Source organism: Enterobacter cloacae complex sp. FDA-CDC-AR_0164, assembly GCF_003071645.1.
Taxonomy (GTDB): Bacteria; Pseudomonadota; Gammaproteobacteria; order Enterobacterales; family Enterobacteriaceae; genus Enterobacter; species Enterobacter ludwigii.
Genome location: NZ_CP028950.1, coordinates 3689306 through 3705406, shown reverse-complemented (window position 1 = coordinate 3705406; position 16101 = coordinate 3689306). Strand labels below are relative to the sequence as shown.

General features: G+C 52.8%; 17 protein-coding genes. 6 read left to right on the top strand and 11 right to left on the bottom strand.

What is annotated here, in order from left to right; all coding sequences use genetic code 11:
• Positions 1-25: 25 nt before the first annotated feature.
• Together AM410_RS18370 and pdeR are read left to right on the top strand one after the other, a co-directional pair.
• Positions 26-1960: an exoribonuclease II gene (locus AM410_RS18370; protein WP_073397283.1), complete on the top strand. Its 1935-nt coding sequence runs from the start codon at positions 26-28 to the stop codon at positions 1958-1960.
• 324 nt (positions 1961-2284) lie between these two features.
• Positions 2285-4276: a cyclic di-GMP phosphodiesterase gene (gene pdeR, locus AM410_RS18365; protein ID WP_073397286.1), complete on the top strand. Its 1992-nt coding sequence runs from the start codon at positions 2285-2287 to the stop codon at positions 4274-4276.
• Here the strand turns inward: pdeR and AM410_RS18360 are convergent.
• The gene (locus AM410_RS18360) at positions 4273-5139 is read right to left on the bottom strand and encodes a crotonase/enoyl-CoA hydratase family protein (protein ID WP_014170362.1); all 867 of its coding nucleotides are present in this window, start codon (positions 5137-5139) and stop codon (positions 4273-4275) included. The genes pdeR and AM410_RS18360 overlap by 4 nt on opposite strands.
• A 192-nt stretch (positions 5140-5331) precedes the next feature.
• Between AM410_RS18360 and AM410_RS18355 the strand changes: the two genes are divergently transcribed.
• From AM410_RS18355 to osmB, 3 genes are all read left to right on the top strand, one after another.
• Positions 5332-5514 (top strand): YciZ family protein, encoded by a 183-nt coding sequence (locus AM410_RS18355; protein WP_025204000.1) that lies wholly within the window; start codon positions 5332-5334, stop codon positions 5512-5514.
• 43 nt (positions 5515-5557) lie between these two features.
• A complete protein-coding gene (gene yciT, locus AM410_RS18350; protein ID WP_073397288.1) occupies positions 5558-6310 on the top strand; it encodes a DNA-binding transcriptional regulator YciT in 753 nt (250 codons plus the stop codon).
• Between the two features lie 263 nt (positions 6311-6573).
• Positions 6574-6792, top strand: coding sequence for an osmotically-inducible lipoprotein OsmB (osmB, locus tag AM410_RS18345; RefSeq protein ID WP_008501216.1), 219 nt, complete (start codon positions 6574-6576; stop codon positions 6790-6792).
• Between the two features lie 104 nt (positions 6793-6896).
• On the opposite strand, the gene yciH is transcribed toward osmB, so the two are convergent.
• The 5 genes from yciH to pgpB form a co-directional block, all read right to left on the bottom strand.
• A complete protein-coding gene (gene yciH / locus AM410_RS18340) occupies positions 6897-7223 on the bottom strand; it encodes a stress response translation initiation inhibitor YciH (RefSeq protein ID WP_014170365.1) in 327 nt (108 codons plus the stop codon).
• The gene (gene pyrF, locus AM410_RS18335; protein WP_020882443.1) at positions 7223-7960 is read right to left on the bottom strand and encodes an orotidine-5'-phosphate decarboxylase; all 738 of its coding nucleotides are present in this window, start codon (positions 7958-7960) and stop codon (positions 7223-7225) included. Before pyrF ends, yciH begins: the two co-directional genes overlap by 1 nt.
• A gap of 185 nt (positions 7961-8145) precedes the next feature.
• Positions 8146-9315 (bottom strand): lipopolysaccharide assembly protein LapB, encoded by a 1170-nt coding sequence (gene lapB / locus AM410_RS18330; protein ID WP_014170367.1) that lies wholly within the window; start codon positions 9313-9315, stop codon positions 8146-8148.
• A gap of 6 nt (positions 9316-9321) precedes the next feature.
• The gene (locus AM410_RS18325) at positions 9322-9630 is read right to left on the bottom strand and encodes a LapA family protein (RefSeq protein ID WP_013096374.1); all 309 of its coding nucleotides are present in this window, start codon (positions 9628-9630) and stop codon (positions 9322-9324) included.
• A gap of 148 nt (positions 9631-9778) precedes the next feature.
• Entirely contained in the window at positions 9779-10546 is a 768-nt protein-coding gene (gene pgpB / locus AM410_RS18315) for a phosphatidylglycerophosphatase B (RefSeq protein WP_020882442.1), read from the bottom strand.
• 197 nt (positions 10547-10743) lie between these two features.
• Here pgpB and ribA point away from each other — a divergent pair, with 197 nt between their 5' ends.
• A complete protein-coding gene (ribA, locus tag AM410_RS18310; RefSeq protein ID WP_003856813.1) occupies positions 10744-11334 on the top strand; it encodes a GTP cyclohydrolase II in 591 nt (196 codons plus the stop codon).
• A gap of 44 nt (positions 11335-11378) precedes the next feature.
• Here ribA and acnA read toward each other — a convergent pair whose 3' ends face one another.
• The 5 genes from acnA to cysB all read right to left on the bottom strand — a co-directional run bounded on the left by acnA (position 11379) and on the right by cysB (position 16083).
• Positions 11379-14054 carry an aconitate hydratase AcnA gene (acnA, locus tag AM410_RS18305; protein WP_032678290.1) on the bottom strand — a complete coding sequence of 892 codons (2676 nt, stop codon included), beginning with the start codon at positions 14052-14054 and terminating at the stop codon, positions 11379-11381.
• Positions 14055-14217: 163 nt separating this feature from the next.
• Positions 14218-14316: a small membrane protein YmiC gene (ymiC, locus tag AM410_RS24205; RefSeq protein WP_032669830.1), complete on the bottom strand. Its 99-nt coding sequence runs from the start codon at positions 14314-14316 to the stop codon at positions 14218-14220.
• A 140-nt stretch (positions 14317-14456) separates the two neighbouring features.
• On the bottom strand, positions 14457-14627 hold the full coding sequence (locus AM410_RS24000) for a hypothetical protein (protein ID WP_032669764.1): 171 nt from the start codon (positions 14625-14627) through the stop codon (positions 14457-14459).
• Between the two features lie 2 nt (positions 14628-14629).
• Positions 14630-14770: a YmiA family putative membrane protein gene (locus AM410_RS18300; protein ID WP_214579162.1), complete on the bottom strand. Its 141-nt coding sequence runs from the start codon at positions 14768-14770 to the stop codon at positions 14630-14632.
• A gap of 338 nt (positions 14771-15108) precedes the next feature.
• Entirely contained in the window at positions 15109-16083 is a 975-nt protein-coding gene (gene cysB / locus AM410_RS18295; RefSeq protein WP_006175683.1) for an HTH-type transcriptional regulator CysB, read from the bottom strand.
• Between the last annotated feature and the right edge of the window lie 18 nt (positions 16084-16101).

Genomic DNA, 16101 nt, shown 5'->3' with positions numbered 1-16101 from the left:
TCAATGGCTACGAAAATAGAACATTATGTTTCAGGACAACCCGCTGCTAGCGCAGCTTAAACAGCAACTGCATTCCCAGACGCCGCGTGCAGAAGGGGTCGTAAAAGCCACGGAAAAGGGCTTTGGCTTCCTTGAAGTTGATGCGCAGAAAAGCTACTTCATTCCGCCACCGCAAATGAAGAAAGTGATGCATGGCGACCGCATTACGGCCGTCATTCATACCGAAAAGGAACGAGAGTCCGCCGAGCCGGAAGAACTGATCGAACCGTTCCTGACCCGCTTCGTGGGCAAGGTCCAGCGAAAAGACGATCGTCTTTCTATCGTGCCGGATCATCCCCTGCTGAAAGATGCCATTCCTTGCCGCGCCGCCCGTGGTGTTGAGCATGATTTCAAAGAAGGTGACTGGGCCGTAGCAGAAATGCGCCGTCATCCTCTGAAAGGCGATCGTGGCTTTTATGCTGAACTGACCCAGTTCATCACTTTTGGCGACGACCATTTCGTGCCATGGTGGGTGACGCTTGCACGCCATAATCTTGAGAAAGAAGCGCCAGACGGCGTAGCGACTGAAATGCAGGACGAAGGCCTGACGCGTCGCGACCTCACTGCCCTGGAGTTTGTCACTATCGACAGCGCCAGCACAGAAGATATGGATGATGCGCTGTATGCGGAAGAGAGCGCTGATGGCAAATTGCATTTGACCGTCGCCATTGCCGATCCCACCGCCTGGATCGTTGAAGGCAGCAAGCTGGACGATATGGCAAAAGTCCGATCGTTCACTAACTACCTGCCGGGCTTCAACATCCCCATGTTGCCGCGCGAACTGTCAGATGACCTCTGCTCACTGCGTCCAAATGAAGTGCGTCCGGTCCTTGCCTGCCGCATGGCCATCGCCGCCGATGGCGCGATCGAAGACGATATTGAATTTTTTGCCGCAACCATCGAATCGAAAGCCAAGCTGGCCTACGACAATGTTTCCGACTGGCTTGAGAATACCGGCACCTGGAAACCGGAATCAGACGCGATTGCCGCACAGATCCGCCTGCTGCACCGCATTTGTCTGAACCGCGGCGAGTGGCGTAAAACCCATGCGCTGGTCTTTAAGGATCGTCCGGACTATCGCTTTGTGCTGGGTGAAAAAGGCGAAGTGCTGAATATCGTGGCCGAACCGCGTCGCATTGCGAACCGCATTGTTGAAGAAGCGATGATTTCTGCCAACATTTGTGCCGCTCGCGTCCTGCGTGACAAGCTGGGCTTTGGTATTTACAACGTCCACACCGGTTTTGATCCGGCCAATACCGAAGCGCTGGCGGCCCTGCTGAAGAACCACGATGTGCACGTTGACCCTGAAGAAGTGCTGACGCTGCAGGGCTTCTGTAAGCTGCGCCGCGAGCTGGATGCACAGCCATCCGGTTTCCTCGACAGCCGTATCCGTCGTTTCCAGTCCTTTGCTGAAATCAGCACCGAGCCGGGTCCACACTTTGGCCTCGGCCTGGAAGCCTACGCGACCTGGACGTCACCTATTCGTAAGTATGGTGACATGGTCAACCACCGTCTGCTGAAGGCGATCATTAAGGGTGAGTCCATTGCGCGTCCGCAAAATGACACCACCCTGCAGATGGCCGAACGACGTCGCCTGAACCGTATGGCGGAACGTGACGTGGGAGACTGGCTGTACGCACGCTACCTGCAGGATAAAGCGGGTACAGATACTCGCTTCGCCGCAGAAATCATTGATATCAGCCGGGGCGGTATGCGCGTTCGCCTGGTGGATAACGGTGCCGTCGCCTTTATCCCTGCCCCGTTCCTGCATGCCGTCCGTGACGAACTGGTCTGCAGCCAGGAGAATGGTACCGTGCAAATCAAAGGTGAAACAGTTTACAAAGTCACAGACGTGATTGACGTAAACATCGCTGAAGTTCGCATGGAAACCCGCAGCGTTATCGCGCGACCGGTCGCCTGATAACCGCTTAAATTGTCGGCCGTTTCCCTTCGGGAAGCGCCGACAATTTTTCTTTTGAACCCCCGCCGCAAAATCATTATTTTTTCGTACTATTTTCAGCGCCTTCCCGCCCAAAATTGCCATAATTATCTACAGTAAAAGAGTGCCGTTATATTCGGTTACGTGAATTTTTATACAATAAATATCCTTTTTCGCCAGACGCGTTTTTTATAAGAAAACCGGGAAAAAACACGACGTTCATTTTGGGGTTGCCGCTGTTTCACAACGGAAAAGTCGACGGCAAATGAATGATTTGTGCGCTAATGAGCAGCTGCGGGAGAAAACATGATGGACGATCTGGAGCAGAATTTGCTGTTTCGTTACATGGGTACGCATAGCCCCTGGTGGCGAATGACAGCTGACAGCAATGCTCTGCACCTTGCCGCCAGCGAAAATGCCGATGTGACTGAGGTGGTGGCGCTGGATGATGAACAAGCCGAACTTATCCGCCAGTTAACCGTCATTACCTCCAGCATCTCCATGACGCTCTCGTTGTACGGCGAAGATGTCCCGGTTCATCTTGTGGGGCGCAAAATAACCCGTAATGAATGGGCCGGCACCGCGTCAGCGTGGAACGATACGCCCTCCGTGGCTCGTGACCTGGCTCAGGGCCTCTCTTTTGCTGAACAGGTTGTCTCTGAAGCCAACTCCGTCATCGTTATTCTCGATCATAACGGCAATATTCAGCGTTTTAACCGGCTGAGTGAAGAATATACCGGTCTGAAAGAACAAGAAGTTATTGGCCAGAACGTGTTCAAGCTGTTTATGAGCCGGAGCGAAGCGGCAGCTTCAAAGCGCAATATCACCGGTTTTTTTCGCAACGGCAGCTCCTACGAGGTCGAACGCTGGATCAAAACGCGTAAAGGGCAACGGCTGTTTTTGTTCAGAAACAAGTTTGTTCATAGCGGCAGCGGCAAAAATGAAATTTTCCTTATCTGTTCCGGCACCGACATTACCGAGGAGCGCCGCGCCCAGGAGCGTCTGCGCGTGCTGGCCAATACCGACACCATTACCGGTTTACCAAACCGTAATGCGATCCACGAACTGATTTCTGATGCCATCGCCAGCCGCGGTGAAACGCAGGTCGGCGTGGTGTATCTCGACCTGGACAACTTTAAAAAGGTCAATGATGCCTACGGCCATATGTTTGGTGACCAGCTATTGCAGGCTGTCGCTCTGGCCATTCTGAGCTGTCTGGATGACGGTCAGGTGCTGGCGCGACTTGGCGGTGATGAGTTTATTGTCATGGCCATAGATACCTCTCAGGGCTCTCTGGAAGCCATGGCGTCGCGGATCTTAACCCGTCTGCGCCAGCCGTTCAGAATTGGCCTGATAGAAATTTACACCGGTTGCTCGCTCGGTATCGCCCTCGCCCCCCAGCACGGTAACGACAGGGAAAGCGTCATCCGTAATGCCGATACCGCCATGTACACGGCGAAAGAGAATGGCCGGGGCAAGTTCTGCGTCTTCTCACCTGAGATGAACCAGCGCGTATTTGAATATCTCTGGCTGGATACCAACCTGCGTAAAGCGCTGGATAACGATCAGCTTCTGATTCACTACCAGCCTAAAATTACCTGGCGGGGTGAAATCCGAAGTCTGGAAGCGCTGGTGCGCTGGCAGTCGCCGGAGCGCGGTTTGATCCCTCCGCTGGAGTTTATCTCTTATGCCGAGGAGTCGGGATTGATTGTCCCGCTGGGCCGCTGGGTGATGCTTGATGTGGTGCGCCAGGTGGCTAAATGGCGCGATAAGGGGATTAACCTGCGCGTGGCGGTCAACGTCTCCGCACGTCAGCTGGCCGACCAGACCATTTTCAGCGATTTAAAGCAGGCGCTGAAGGATCTGGATTTTGAATACTGCCCCATCGACGTTGAACTCACGGAAAGCTGCCTTATCGAAAACGAAGAGCTGGCGCTCTCTGTGATCCAGCAGTTCAGCAAACTTGGCGCGCAAATTCATCTTGATGATTTCGGCACCGGCTACTCGTCTCTGTCGCAGCTGGCGCGGTTCCCTATCGACGCCATTAAACTCGATCAATCCTTCGTCAGGGATATACATAAACAATCGATCTCCCAGTCTCTGGTGCGGGCCATCGTCGCGGTGGCACAGGCCTTAAACCTGCAGGTCATCGCTGAAGGGGTCGAGAGCGCGAAAGAAGACGCCTTTCTGACCAAGAACGGCGTCAACGAACGGCAGGGCTTTCTCTTCGCTAAGCCGATGCCCGCTGCCGCATTCGAGCGATGGCTAAAGCGATATCAGTCGCGAAAACAACGTTAACTGGCTTTGCGTAATGCCCCATGATGGCGGTTTTGCAGCATCACCAGACGCTCCATATAGGCGATATCTTTTGGCTCGAGGCAAAACGCCGCATCAACCCAGTCTTCCGTGATATCCATCAGTTCACTGCGCGGCAGTTGCAGTACCCGGGTTCGGGCGCGCAACATCGCCCTTACCCCGTTCAGCTTCGGTCGCAGCGTGTCGATGAAGGTTCTGACGGAGACGTAGCTCTGCCCGGGCTCAAACAGCACATCGACCAATCCATGCTGTTCGTACCATTCTGCCGTATGCGACTCCCCCTTGTAGATGAGTTCTTCCGCCAGTTTCATCCCTGCCCGACGTGCGACCAGCGAATATGCCCCCATGCCCGGGAAGAGGTTGAAGGCAATTTCCGGGAAGCCCAGACGGGCATCGCGCTGAGAGAGAACAAAATGGTGTGCCAGCGCAGCCTCAAACCCACCGCCTAGCGCACTGCCTTCAACCATTGCCAGAGAGACCGCGCCCGTATCAAACCCCCGCGACGCTGCGTGCACACAGTCGACGCAGGCACGTGCATACGCGCGTAACGCTTCACGCCGTCCATTTTGAATGCACTCTACGAAGAACTGTAAATCGCCTCCCGCATTATACATTTCAGGAACCAGTGACCCGGTTACCCAAAAATCGACCAGATACCCGGACTGGCGAACCAGCCAGGAGAGGTTCATGATCTCCTCAATTAACGCATGATTAAAACAAGGACGAGGTTGCGCCCGCAGCATCATCCAGATGGTGTGCCGCTCTTCCTCGTAGTAGGCTGACAACTGTGTGAAACGTTCAGTATCGGTAAACAGGGTGCAGGTAGGCTGGTTGATAACTGTCATAGTCTAATTCCTCACAGAAAAAGCGCCTTGCGCGCAGTTTTAGACTAATCCACTCATTAAGCCCGCAGCATGTGGGGGAATAAATTTATCACTTTCATTTATGTAATTTAGTTATTGCATTTTTTCCCTTCTCTTTTGATCCCATTTTCTGCATCATTGAAAATATTACCTTTTCGCACCTGGGGTGAGATTATGTCTACTATTGATGCACAAGCTGTAGCACAACGTATTGATACCGTGCTGGATATCCTGGTGGCAGGCGATTATCACTCGGCGATCCGTAATCTGGAGATCCTGAAGTCTGAACTTCTTGCTCAGAAGGGTGCTGAAAACGCGCCTGAGAACGGACAGCCAAAAGCGCCGTGGGAAGTTTGATCCTGCTGTTTTCGAACCTGTTTCGCTTTATTAATTGGATGCTATGAATTCCCGACAACAAATCATTTTGCAGATGGTCATTGACCAGGGACGCGTCAGCGTAGTCGATCTCGCTAAAACCACCGGCGTTTCAGAAGTCACCATCCGCCAGGATCTTAACCTGCTGGAGAAACAGAGCTACCTGCGTCGTGCGCATGGATATGCGGTCCCGCTCGATAGCGAGGACGTTGAGACGCGCATGATGAACAACTACGCCCTGAAGCGTGAGCTGGCGGAGTTTGCCGCGTCTTTAGTTAACAATGGCGAGACGGTGTTTATCGAAAATGGCAGTAGCAATGCCTTACTGGCGCGCACGCTTGCCGAACAGAAAGACGTTACTATCATCACGGTCAGTAGCTATATCGCGCACCTGCTCAAAGAGACCCGCTGCGAGGTGATCCTGCTGGGCGGCATTTACCAGAAAAAAAGCGAAAGCATGGTTGGCCCCCTGACCCGCCAGTATGTTCAGCAGGTCCATTTCAGTAAGGCCTTTATTGGTATTGATGGCTGGCAGCCAGAAACGGGCTTCACCGGCCGCGATATGATGCGTTCTGATGTGGTGAATGCGGTGCTGGAAAAAGAGTGTGAGGCCATTGTGCTGACTGACAGCTCAAAATTTGGCGCCGTTCACCCTTATACCATGGGGCCAGTCTCTCGCTTTAGCCGCGTAATTACCGACGGACGCTTGAGCGATGAGCATCGTATTAAACTGGAAGATGACGGTCTTATCGTCAATATTATTAAAAAGTCGTCCTGAGTCCTTTAAGCGCCCGAATGTCGGGCGCCTATGTCCCTACTGTCTGAGATGATTCCTAACCCTCCTTTAAGAGTTTTTACCTGTTTAACCCGCCTTAAAGTCGTAAAATTAATGTTAGCGATATAACAGGAAGTGACTATCACCTGCGTGATTACGTAACGCCTGCGCGACCAGCTTTCACGGAAAACAGTTTTTAAGTATTCAATTCGTCTATACTTAAAGCGTAGCTCTTTCCGTGAATCGATAATTCAGGAGAAAGTATTATGACCTTAACCAGCAAAAAATTAGCCGCCGCTGTTCTGGCAATCACTGTAGCAATGTCCCTGAGCGCTTGCTCTAACTGGTCTAAACGTGACCGCAACACCGCAATTGGTGCCGGTGCTGGTGCTCTGGGCGGTGCGGTATTAACAGATGGCAGTACGCTGGGTACATTAGGTGGCGCTGCTGTCGGTGGTATTATCGGTCACCAGGTCGGCAAATAATTATTAAATAAGCCTTCACCGGTACTGCGATATTAGAACGCATTTCAGGTCTGACTTACGCACGTAAAAAAAAGAGCCACGGCAAATGCCGTGGCTCATCTATTTTAGCCGCCCGCCAGTTTCACTTTCATGCCTTTGGCTTCGAGCAGGGATTTAATTAAATCACGTTTATCGCCCTGGATTTCGATAATGCCGTCTTTCACGGCACCACCGCAGCCACATTTCTTTTTCAGATCGGCGGCCAGCTTAACCAGTTCCGCGTCGTCAAGATCAATGCCGGAGATAAGGCATACGCCCTTACCTTTACGCCCACTGGTTTGACGCTGGATACGAACAATACCGTCCCCCTTCGGGCGCTCGGCTTTCGCTTTTGGTTCGTCTATACGCCCACTTTCTGTTGAGTAGACCAGACGACTGTTTGAATCAGTCATTATGCCCCCTTTTTCAGTGATGCATTGATCGCTTTGAGCGTCTCTGACGGGTTAGCAGACTGCGTCACAGGACGCCCAATGACCATATAGTCTACCCCTGCCGCCAGCGCCTGTTCAGGCGTCATAATGCGACGCTGATCGCCGGCCTCGCTGCCGGCCGGGCGGATACCTGGGGTAACGAGTTTGAAAGCCTGGCCCAGTTCTGATTTGAAACGCACGGCTTCCTGCGCGGAACAGACGACACCATCAAGCCCGCAATTTTGCGTCAGGCGCGCGAGACGCTCTGCATGTTCCGCAGGTGACAACGTCACGCCGAGATCGCGTAAATCACTCTCATCCATACTGGTCAGCACGGTAACCGCAATCAGCAACGGTGCGTCGCTGCCGAACGGCAGGAGCGCTTCACGGGCCGCGGTCATCATTCTTGCCCCACCCGATGCATGCACATTGACCATCCATACCCCCAGTTCGGCAGCAGCAGCCACGGCGTGCGCGGTGGTATTCGGGATATCGTGGAATTTAAGGTCGAGGAAAACGTCAAAACCGCGCTGTTGCAGGTCGCGCACGATTTGCGGTCCAAACAGCGTGAACATCTCTTTGCCAACTTTCAGACGGCAGTCGCGAGGGTCTATACCGTCGACAAAGGCCAGTGCCGCGTCACGTTTATTGTAATCAAGCGCAACAACAACAGGAGAATCAGTAATTACGCGGGAAGCGGAGGAAGTAACAGACGTCATGACCAGCCCTTTTCGTCTATGGGCGCGCAGCGGCGCGGAACAGATAAACGGCGAGCATTCTACCTGCCAGCGCTGCAAATTGACAGGATCGATTTACTCTCCTGCCTGGCCGGCAAACCGCACGGGCTCAACGGGTTCTAAAAACCCATCAGTATGTTGTAACTAAAATAGATCGTTTTTAAAAATTACTGCCCATCAAGGCCACGGATTGGCTTGATGGTCGACCATGCCCGGCATGAAGGACAGTGCCAGTATAATGTATACGCCGTAAACCCACACTTCTGGCAACGATAGCGCGGTTTGCTTCGTACCTGCTCGCCTACCATGTCGCGCAGTACCATCAGGCTCTCTTTGGCGCGCCCTTCCTCTGCATCGTTGAGGTGGTAGTCCATCAGCTTATGGAATACCCGCATGGTCGGATGACGCTGCAGCTGACGCGTAATATAGACCTGCGCGGTATCACTGCCCTCATACTGCTCAACCACGTCCGAGAGCATCAGTTCGGCAGTCGCGCCGGTGTTCTCTTCCACGCAACGACGCAGGAACGCTACCCATTCATCCTGCTTATCCAGTTGTTGATAGCAGGTTTGCAGCATGTCGAGGGTTTCACTGACCAGCTCTTTATCCTGGTCAATAACCCGCAACAGGCTCTCTACAGCTTTGGCATAGTCGCCGTTCGCCATAAAGACGCGCCCCATCATGATGGAGATACGCGCGCTGTTACGATCAGCGGCGGCACCCTTTTTAAGCAACGCCATGGCTTTGTCCATGTCGTCGTTGCCCATTTGCTGAAGGGCCAGTTCACAGTAGAAGTGGGCTATCTCAACTCGCTGCTTATCTTTGCCCAGCTTCACCAGACGCTCGGCCGTATCAATGGCTTTCTGCCAGTCACTGGTGGCCTGATAAATCTGCAGCAGCTGCTGCAAGGCGCTGACGCGGAAATCCGTTTCATCCACCAGCTGCGAGAACATGTCTTCTGCACGGTCGTACAGCCCCGCCGCCATGTAATCACGGCCCAGCTGTTGTACCGCCAGCAGGCGTTGATCGTAGGTCAACGAGGCGCTTTCCATAAGGGTCTGGTGAATACGAATGGCGCGGTCAACCTCGCCGCGCGAGCGGAACAGGTTTCCCAGGGTGAGATGCGCTTCAACGGTGCCCGTATCCTCTTTGAGCATATCGAGGAACAGGTCTACTGCTTTGTCCTGTTGATTGCTCAGGAGGAAGTTCACCCCAGCAACGTAGTCGCGGGAGAGTCGGTTAGCCTCATCCTGTTTTGTTTGTTGCGCACTTCTGCGGCCCATATACCAGCCATAGGCTGCGGCTACAGGCAAAAGCAGAAACAACAACTCCAGCATAGTCGATTATTCCTTGACGACCGGCACACCAGAGCTTTCCGGAATGTCGGACGCAGGCGCAATTTGATGTTCGAGTCGTTTAATTTTACGTTCAGCGCGCGCAAGTGAAACACGAACTTTCAACCAGAAAAGACCGCATACCAGCCAGCCAATCGCAAAGCCCGCGGCGAATAAAACCGCCAGAAGGCTCGATACACGATACTCGCCCTGCGCCAGCAGATAGTTAAACGTTACCTGTTGATCGTTTTGTGCACCCAATGTGACTGAAATGACAAAAATCGCCAATACCAGTAAGAAAATGAGTAAATATTTCACATTACTTCCCGTTATGTGGTTCAAGCGAATAAAGTGTGTTCAACTCACCGCAATCAGCCTTATAAACTACCATTTTAGTGACGGGCGCGAAACGGAAAAAGTGACGCGCCAGTCATGGATTTATGGGCAAAACACGGAATATCAACCGTCAGGCGTCGCTTTGGTCCCTTTCGGCGATCTCTTCTTCCTCGACAGGCGGTGGCGTTAACGGACCGCAGATGCGTTCAGCAAGCCATGTTGCCAGCGTCACAAGCAGCCATGAGATCAGCGTAGCCACCACCAAATCCCGCGGCCAGTGCATACCCAGCAGCAAACGACTGCCCATCACCCCTGTGGCCCAGACCAGTAAAATCGCGATCGTGACAGTACGTCGCCGTGGCCAAAGCAGCCCTACACCCAGTAACGCCCAGCTGGCGGCAAACATGGTATGGCCGGAAGGAAAAGCAAACCCGGTCTCTTTTTGCCAGTGTTTACGTAAGAACTTCGGGATATCCTGCTGTTCCGCAAGCTGTTCTTTGACCAGCGCACCACGATCTTTACGTTTTAAATTGTAGAACTCATCCACCGGAACATGGTGCGCTTTTTCCAGCCAGACGACAAAAGGACGCGGCTCCTGGACATGATCTTTAACCCAGGACTTCACGCCCTGTCCGATGAGGATCGCCCCACCGAGTATCGCAAAGAGCATCAGCGCCGCACGCAGACGAAAGCGCAAACACCACAGAAACCAGGCGCAAAGGATCACATGCGTGATAATTCCCCACGGCTGGGTGACCGTCTCCGTTATCCAGTATAATGTTTTCAGCCATGTGGCGTTCTGCCCCGGCTGCCACATCCAGCCTGAGACCCATACGGCCAGCGGCATAATAAGTAGAATGGCCGCACCTGCTGCCGTACGTCTGGCGATTGAAAGCATGTCTTCTCCTTTTTCGCTAAGCACCACAATCATAACTGAAATTCATCTGTTGGGTGGATATGTCGGATCGTGCGTTTAACGTCCATATAGCATGGCGCCCATTAGGCGAACGTGCTGAGCTTGTGGCAAAATGAACAGATACAGAAAGCCAAACAGGCGAAAGGCACGAAACGTGTCAGCCTACTCTGGAGAATCACATGCAGCTTAAACGTGTGGCAGAAGCCAAACTGCCAACCCCATGGGGCGATTTCCTGATGGTGGGATTTGAAGAACTGGCAACCGGACAGGATCATGTCGCGCTGGTGTTCGGTGACATTTCAGGACAGACGCCGGTACTCTCTCGCGTACATTCGGAGTGTCTGACTGGCGATGCCTTGTTCAGCCTGCGCTGTGATTGCGGTTTCCAGCTTGAAGCAGCCCTTTCTCACATCGCTGAAGAAGGTCGTGGGGTGCTGCTTTATCACCGTCAGGAAGGTCGTAATATTGGCCTGCTGAATAAAATCCGCGCCTACGCGCTGCAGGATCAGGGATACGATACGGTTGAAGCGAACCACCAGCTCGGGTTCGCCGCCGATGAGCGCGACTTTACCCTGTGCGCCGATATGTTCAAGCTTCTTGGGGTAGATGAAGTCCGTCTGCTGACCAATAACCCGAAAAAGGTGGAAATCCTGACCGAAGCGGGGATCAATATCGTCGAACGTGTTCCGCTGATTGTCGGCCGTAACCCGAAAAATGCCCACTATCTTGATACCAAAGCCGCCAAAATGGGTCACCTCCTGAGCGAGTGATCGCGAGATGCCCGGCATCGCCATCGCGAGCCGGGCTGGCTGCGTCAATCCAGCATTTTACGAATCACGTAATGTAATATGCCGTCGTTCTGGTAGTAGGTCAGCTCGGTTGCCGTATCAATGCGACACCGGCATTCAAGCACTTCCGTTTTACCGTCTGCTCGCGTTAACGTCACCGGAACCGTTTTACCCGGCTGCAGGTTTTGCAGACCACTAATATCAATCTGCTCTTCCCCGGTCAGCCCCAGCGTTTTACGGGTGACGCCCTGCGGGAACTCTAGCGGCAGGATCCCCATCCCGATAAGATTCGAACGGTGAATACGCTCGAAAGATTCGGCAATGACCACGCGAACCCCAAGCAGGCGCGGACCTTTCGCTGCCCAGTCTCGACTGGAGCCGGAGCCGTACTCTTTACCGGCAATCACCGCCAGCGGCGTGCCTTCCTGCTGGTATTTAACGGCGGCATCATAAATCGAAACCACTTCCGTGCCAGGTAAATGACGCGTCATGCCCCCTTCCACGCCCGGAACCATTTCGTTGCGGATGCGGATGTTGGCAAACGTCCCGCGCATCATCACTTCGTGGTTACCACGACGCGATCCGTAGGAGTTGAAATCCCGGCGTTCCACCCCACGGCTTTGCAGATAGCGCCCTGCCGGGCTGTCGGCTTTGATACTGCCTGCCGGCGAGATGTGGTCCGTGGTAACGGAATCGCCCAGCATCGCCAGAATACGCGCCCCGTGGATATCCTTAAGCGGAGCAGGTTCAGCCAGCATGTCATCGAAGAACGGTGACAGACGAATATAGGTCGAATCATCCTGCCAGCCATAGGTATCCGAGCCCACGACGTTAATTGTTTTCCATTCCGGCGTGCCCTCAAACACTTCCGCATACTCTTTGCGGAACATTTCGGTTGAGACCTTTTCAACGGCTCGCGCGATGTCGCGTGAAGACGGCCAGATATCTTTCAGGTAAACAGGCTCGTTCTTGCGATCGTGACCAATCGGGTCTGTCGTGAGATTGATGTTCATGTTTCCCGCCAGCGCGTAAGCCACAACCAGCGGCGGCGAGGCCAGCCAGTTGGTTTTCACCAGCGGATGAATGCGCCCTTCAAAGTTGCGGTTACCGGAAAGAACCGCACCCACGGTAAGATCGCCCTGCTTGATCGCCGTTTCAATCGGCTCAGGCAGCGGACCGGAGTTACCGATACAGGTAGTACATCCGTAACCCACGAGGTTAAAGCCCAGCTCGTCAAGGTACGGGGTGAGTTTTGCCTGCGCCAGGTAATCTGAAACCACTTTAGAGCCCGGGGCCAGCGAAGCCTTAACCCACGGCTGCGGTTTCAGGCCAAGCTCAACGGCTTTTTTGGCCAACAGTCCCGCGGCCATCAAAACGCTTGGGTTCGAGGTGTTGGTGCAGGAGGTGATAGCGGCAATAACCACCGCGCCATCCGGAAGTTGATACTGATGTCCGTTCAGGACATAGTCTATTGGACGGTGATCTTTTTTCGCGACATTAACTTCCAGTTCATTGCTGGCGGCAAAAGCTTTCGGTACGTCCGGTAACGCGACCCGATCCTGCGGACGTTTTGGCCCGGCAAGGCTCGCCTCGACGCTTCCCATATCCAGCTCAAGCGTACTGGTAAATACCGGCTCATCACCCGGGTTTCGCCACATCCCCTGCGCTTTAGTGTAGGCCTCGACCAGCGCGACCTGCTCTTCACTGCGACCACTCAGGCGCATATATTCCAGCGTGACGTCATCGATGGGGAAGAAGCCACAGGTCGCGCCATATTCCGGTGCCATATTGGCGATCGTGGCGCGATCGGCTAGCGGCAGCGAATCCAGCCCGTCACCGTAGAATTCAACAAATTTACCCACCACCCCATGCTTACGCAGCATCTGGGTGACGGTTAACACCAGGTCGGTGGCGGTAATGCCTTCCGACAGCTTACCGGTGAGCTTGAAGCCCACCACATCAGGAATGAGCATCGACACCGGCTGACCAAGCATTGCCGCTTCCGCTTCAATACCCCCGACGCCCCACCCCAGCACACCGAGGCCGTTAATCATGGTGGTATGTGAATCCGTCCCGACCAGCGTATCCGGATAAGCCACCCACTCTTTATCCTGCAATTCACTCCAGACGGCTTTGCCCAGATATTCGAGGTTAACCTGATGGCAAATACCGGTTCCAGGCGGAACCACGCTAAAGCGGCTGAACGCCTGTTGCCCCCATTTCAGGAAGACATAGCGCTCGTGGTTACGTTCCATCTCCAGACGTACGTTTTCGCCAAAAGCGTCATCATCACCAAAGTGGTCAACGGTCACGGAGTGGTCAATCACGAGGTCAACGGGAGAAAGCGGATTCACTTTTGCCGTATCGCCTCCGAGGCGCTTAACGGCTTCGCGCATAGCGGCTAAATCAACCACGGCAGGAACACCGGTAAAGTCCTGCATCAGGACCCTCGCCGGGCGATAGGCTATTTCTCTGTCGGCATGGGCACTCTTCAGCCACCCCGCCAGCGCCTGGATATCCTCGAGGGTGACGGAATCGCCATCCTGCCAGCGTAAGAGGTTTTCCAGCAAAACTTTCAAGGACTTGGGTAAACGCGAAATGTCCCCAAGCGTTCTGGCAGCCAGTGGCAGGCTATAGTAATGCCAGGTTTTGTTTTCTGCCTGTAATGTGTCCTTACTGGCTTCGCGTAGGGTTAACGACATAAGCTCCTCCTTAATTACAGAGATGTCCTGACAATCATCAGGGCTGTAATTAAAGATAACACAAAGATGTCGTAACGTTTTGATAACAACCCGAATTGATAAATTTAGGAATGGTCCAGTGAAGTGCGAAAACAAAAAACCCCGCCGCAGCGAGGTTTTGGATTTACAGGAAGGCCAGCCAGATGAGCTGAGACCAGAACAGGATCGACACAGAAAAAACGCCGAGCCATGACCAGTATTTGTGAGACATCATGTTATTCATCATAGGGTACACCAGGCATTATTTTTAAAAAGGCTCCGAGGTTTGCCCTCAGTTCTATATTGCTGATGTGTATTTATTAAAGAGTACAAAGGTGCAGAGTCTTTATTCAGACTATTTGCATCATTACGCAATTAACTAAATTATTGTTTTTTGGGTTCGTCTTCTGCGAACACATCAATAAAGGCTTGCTGCTGTGGCGTCAGTTTCCAGGACGCGGGGACAACGGTCGCAGGTGCTTTGCGTCCTTTGTGACCACTGTCACGATGCTGACACATCTGTTTTACCGTTTCTGTACGTACCGTCACTGCCATATTCAACCCCAATATTTCCAGGCCAGGAGAGCAACCACTACCCAAAACAGGGCGGAGACGAGAAAGACCGCCAGCCAGGCTTTACGCTTGAGCGCAGGATCCCTTTGCGGTTCTTCACTTCCTGAAGGCATTGCTAACCTCATACAATCGATATCGCTTATCATTTAGGACCAAACAATTGGTACAATTAATCATCTGTTGAGATAAATCCTAAAGAAACTTTAGCCGAAAAGCCAGTGAATTTACGCATCAATGGGTGGGAAATATTCAATCTTTTGACCAGAAATAAATAATTGAAAAGAAATATTTGCGTAGCCGTAAATTAGTTTCTACTTTTGTCGCCAATTCACGACATTAAAACCATACAAATTAAATGGGTAATGACATTATATGGCAGGGAAAATGTAGATGATGATAATTATGATTTAGCTTTGAGGAGTTAATTCGGTATCTTTCCGTGAGGGAAAGATACCGGGAGTGATTATTTTGCCGGAAGTTTGATGTCTTTAAACATCTCTTCAATATCTTCATTTGAGCGTAATGCAACCGCCGTATCGACCACGTCACGCGTTAAATGCGGGGCAAAGCGTTGAATAAAATCATACATATAGCTGCGCAGGAAGGTGCTGCGACGGAAACCAATTTTGGTCGTGCTGTGGCTGAAAATATCGTGCGCATCAAGACGAACCAAATCCGGGTCTGAAACCGGGTCGACGGCCATGCTGGCAATCACCCCAACGCCCAGGCCAAGCCGCACATAGGTTTTAATGACATCAGCATCCGTGGCGGTAAAGACAATGCGCGGCGTTAATCCCGCCCGGTTAAAGGCCGTATCAAGCTCAGAGCGTCCGGTGAAGCCGAAGGTGTATGTCACTAAAGGATATTGCGCCAGCTCTTCAATAGTCACCGACCCTTTCCCCGCCAGCGGATGATCCGGGGTCACTACGATAGAACGGTTCCAGTGGTAGCACGGTAGCATAACCAGATCGTCATACAGGTGAAGCGCTTCTGTCGCGATGGCAAAGTCCGCGTTGCCCTTTGAAACCGCTTCAGCGATTTGCGTGGGCGAGCCCTGATGCATATGCAAAGAGACGCGCGGATAACGTTCTATAAAGCCCTTAATAACGCCTGGCAGCGCATAACGCGCCTGAGTATGCGTTGTGGCAATATAAAGCGAGCCTTTATCCGGCCAGGTATGTTCACCCGCCACGGACTTAATAGCGTCAACTTTGGAGAGGACTTCCCGGGCAATACGAATGATTTCCTGCCCGGCGGGTGTCACCTGCGTGAGGTGCTTACCGCTGCGAGCGAAAATCTGGATACCTAATTCGTCCTCCAGCATACGAACCTGTTTGCTGATGCCCGGTTGCGAGGTATATAACCCCTCAGCGGTAGAAGAGACGTTGAGGTTGTGATTCACCACCTCAACGATATAACGAAGCTGCTGTAATTTCATGCCAGACCATCCGATTTA

What these genes read in the sequence shown, in the direction of transcription:
- AM410_RS18355 (WP_025204000.1), top strand. Translation starts at nt 5,332, where the DNA reads ATGTCTACTATTGATGCACAAGCTGTAGCACAACGTATTGATACCGTG.
- ribA (WP_003856813.1), top strand. Translation starts at nt 10,744, where the DNA reads ATGCAGCTTAAACGTGTGGCAGAAGCCAAACTGCCAACCCCATGGGGC.
- yciH (WP_014170365.1), bottom strand. Translation starts at nt 7,223, where the DNA reads ATGACTGATTCAAACAGTCGTCTGGTCTACTCAACAGAAAGTGGGCGT.
- cysB (WP_006175683.1), bottom strand. Translation starts at nt 16,083, where the DNA reads ATGAAATTACAGCAGCTTCGTTATATCGTTGAGGTGGTGAATCACAAC.
- pyrF (WP_020882443.1), bottom strand. Translation starts at nt 7,960, where the DNA reads ATGACGTCTGTTACTTCCTCCGCTTCCCGCGTAATTACTGATTCTCCT.
- acnA (WP_032678290.1), bottom strand. Translation starts at nt 14,054, where the DNA reads ATGTCGTTAACCCTACGCGAAGCCAGTAAGGACACATTACAGGCAGAA.
- AM410_RS18370 (WP_073397283.1), top strand. Translation starts at nt 26, where the DNA reads ATGTTTCAGGACAACCCGCTGCTAGCGCAGCTTAAACAGCAACTGCAT.
- AM410_RS18360 (WP_014170362.1), bottom strand. Translation starts at nt 5,139, where the DNA reads ATGACAGTTATCAACCAGCCTACCTGCACCCTGTTTACCGATACTGAA.
- yciT (WP_073397288.1), top strand. Translation starts at nt 5,558, where the DNA reads ATGAATTCCCGACAACAAATCATTTTGCAGATGGTCATTGACCAGGGA.
- AM410_RS18300 (WP_214579162.1), bottom strand. Translation starts at nt 14,770, where the DNA reads ATGAGGTTAGCAATGCCTTCAGGAAGTGAAGAACCGCAAAGGGATCCT.
- osmB (WP_008501216.1), top strand. Translation starts at nt 6,574, where the DNA reads ATGACCTTAACCAGCAAAAAATTAGCCGCCGCTGTTCTGGCAATCACT.
- pdeR (WP_073397286.1), top strand. Translation starts at nt 2,285, where the DNA reads ATGATGGACGATCTGGAGCAGAATTTGCTGTTTCGTTACATGGGTACG.
- AM410_RS24000 (WP_032669764.1), bottom strand. Translation starts at nt 14,627, where the DNA reads ATGGCAGTGACGGTACGTACAGAAACGGTAAAACAGATGTGTCAGCAT.
- lapB (WP_014170367.1), bottom strand. Translation starts at nt 9,315, where the DNA reads ATGCTGGAGTTGTTGTTTCTGCTTTTGCCTGTAGCCGCAGCCTATGGC.
- pgpB (WP_020882442.1), bottom strand. Translation starts at nt 10,546, where the DNA reads ATGCTTTCAATCGCCAGACGTACGGCAGCAGGTGCGGCCATTCTACTT.
- ymiC (WP_032669830.1), bottom strand. Translation starts at nt 14,316, where the DNA reads ATGAATAACATGATGTCTCACAAATACTGGTCATGGCTCGGCGTTTTT.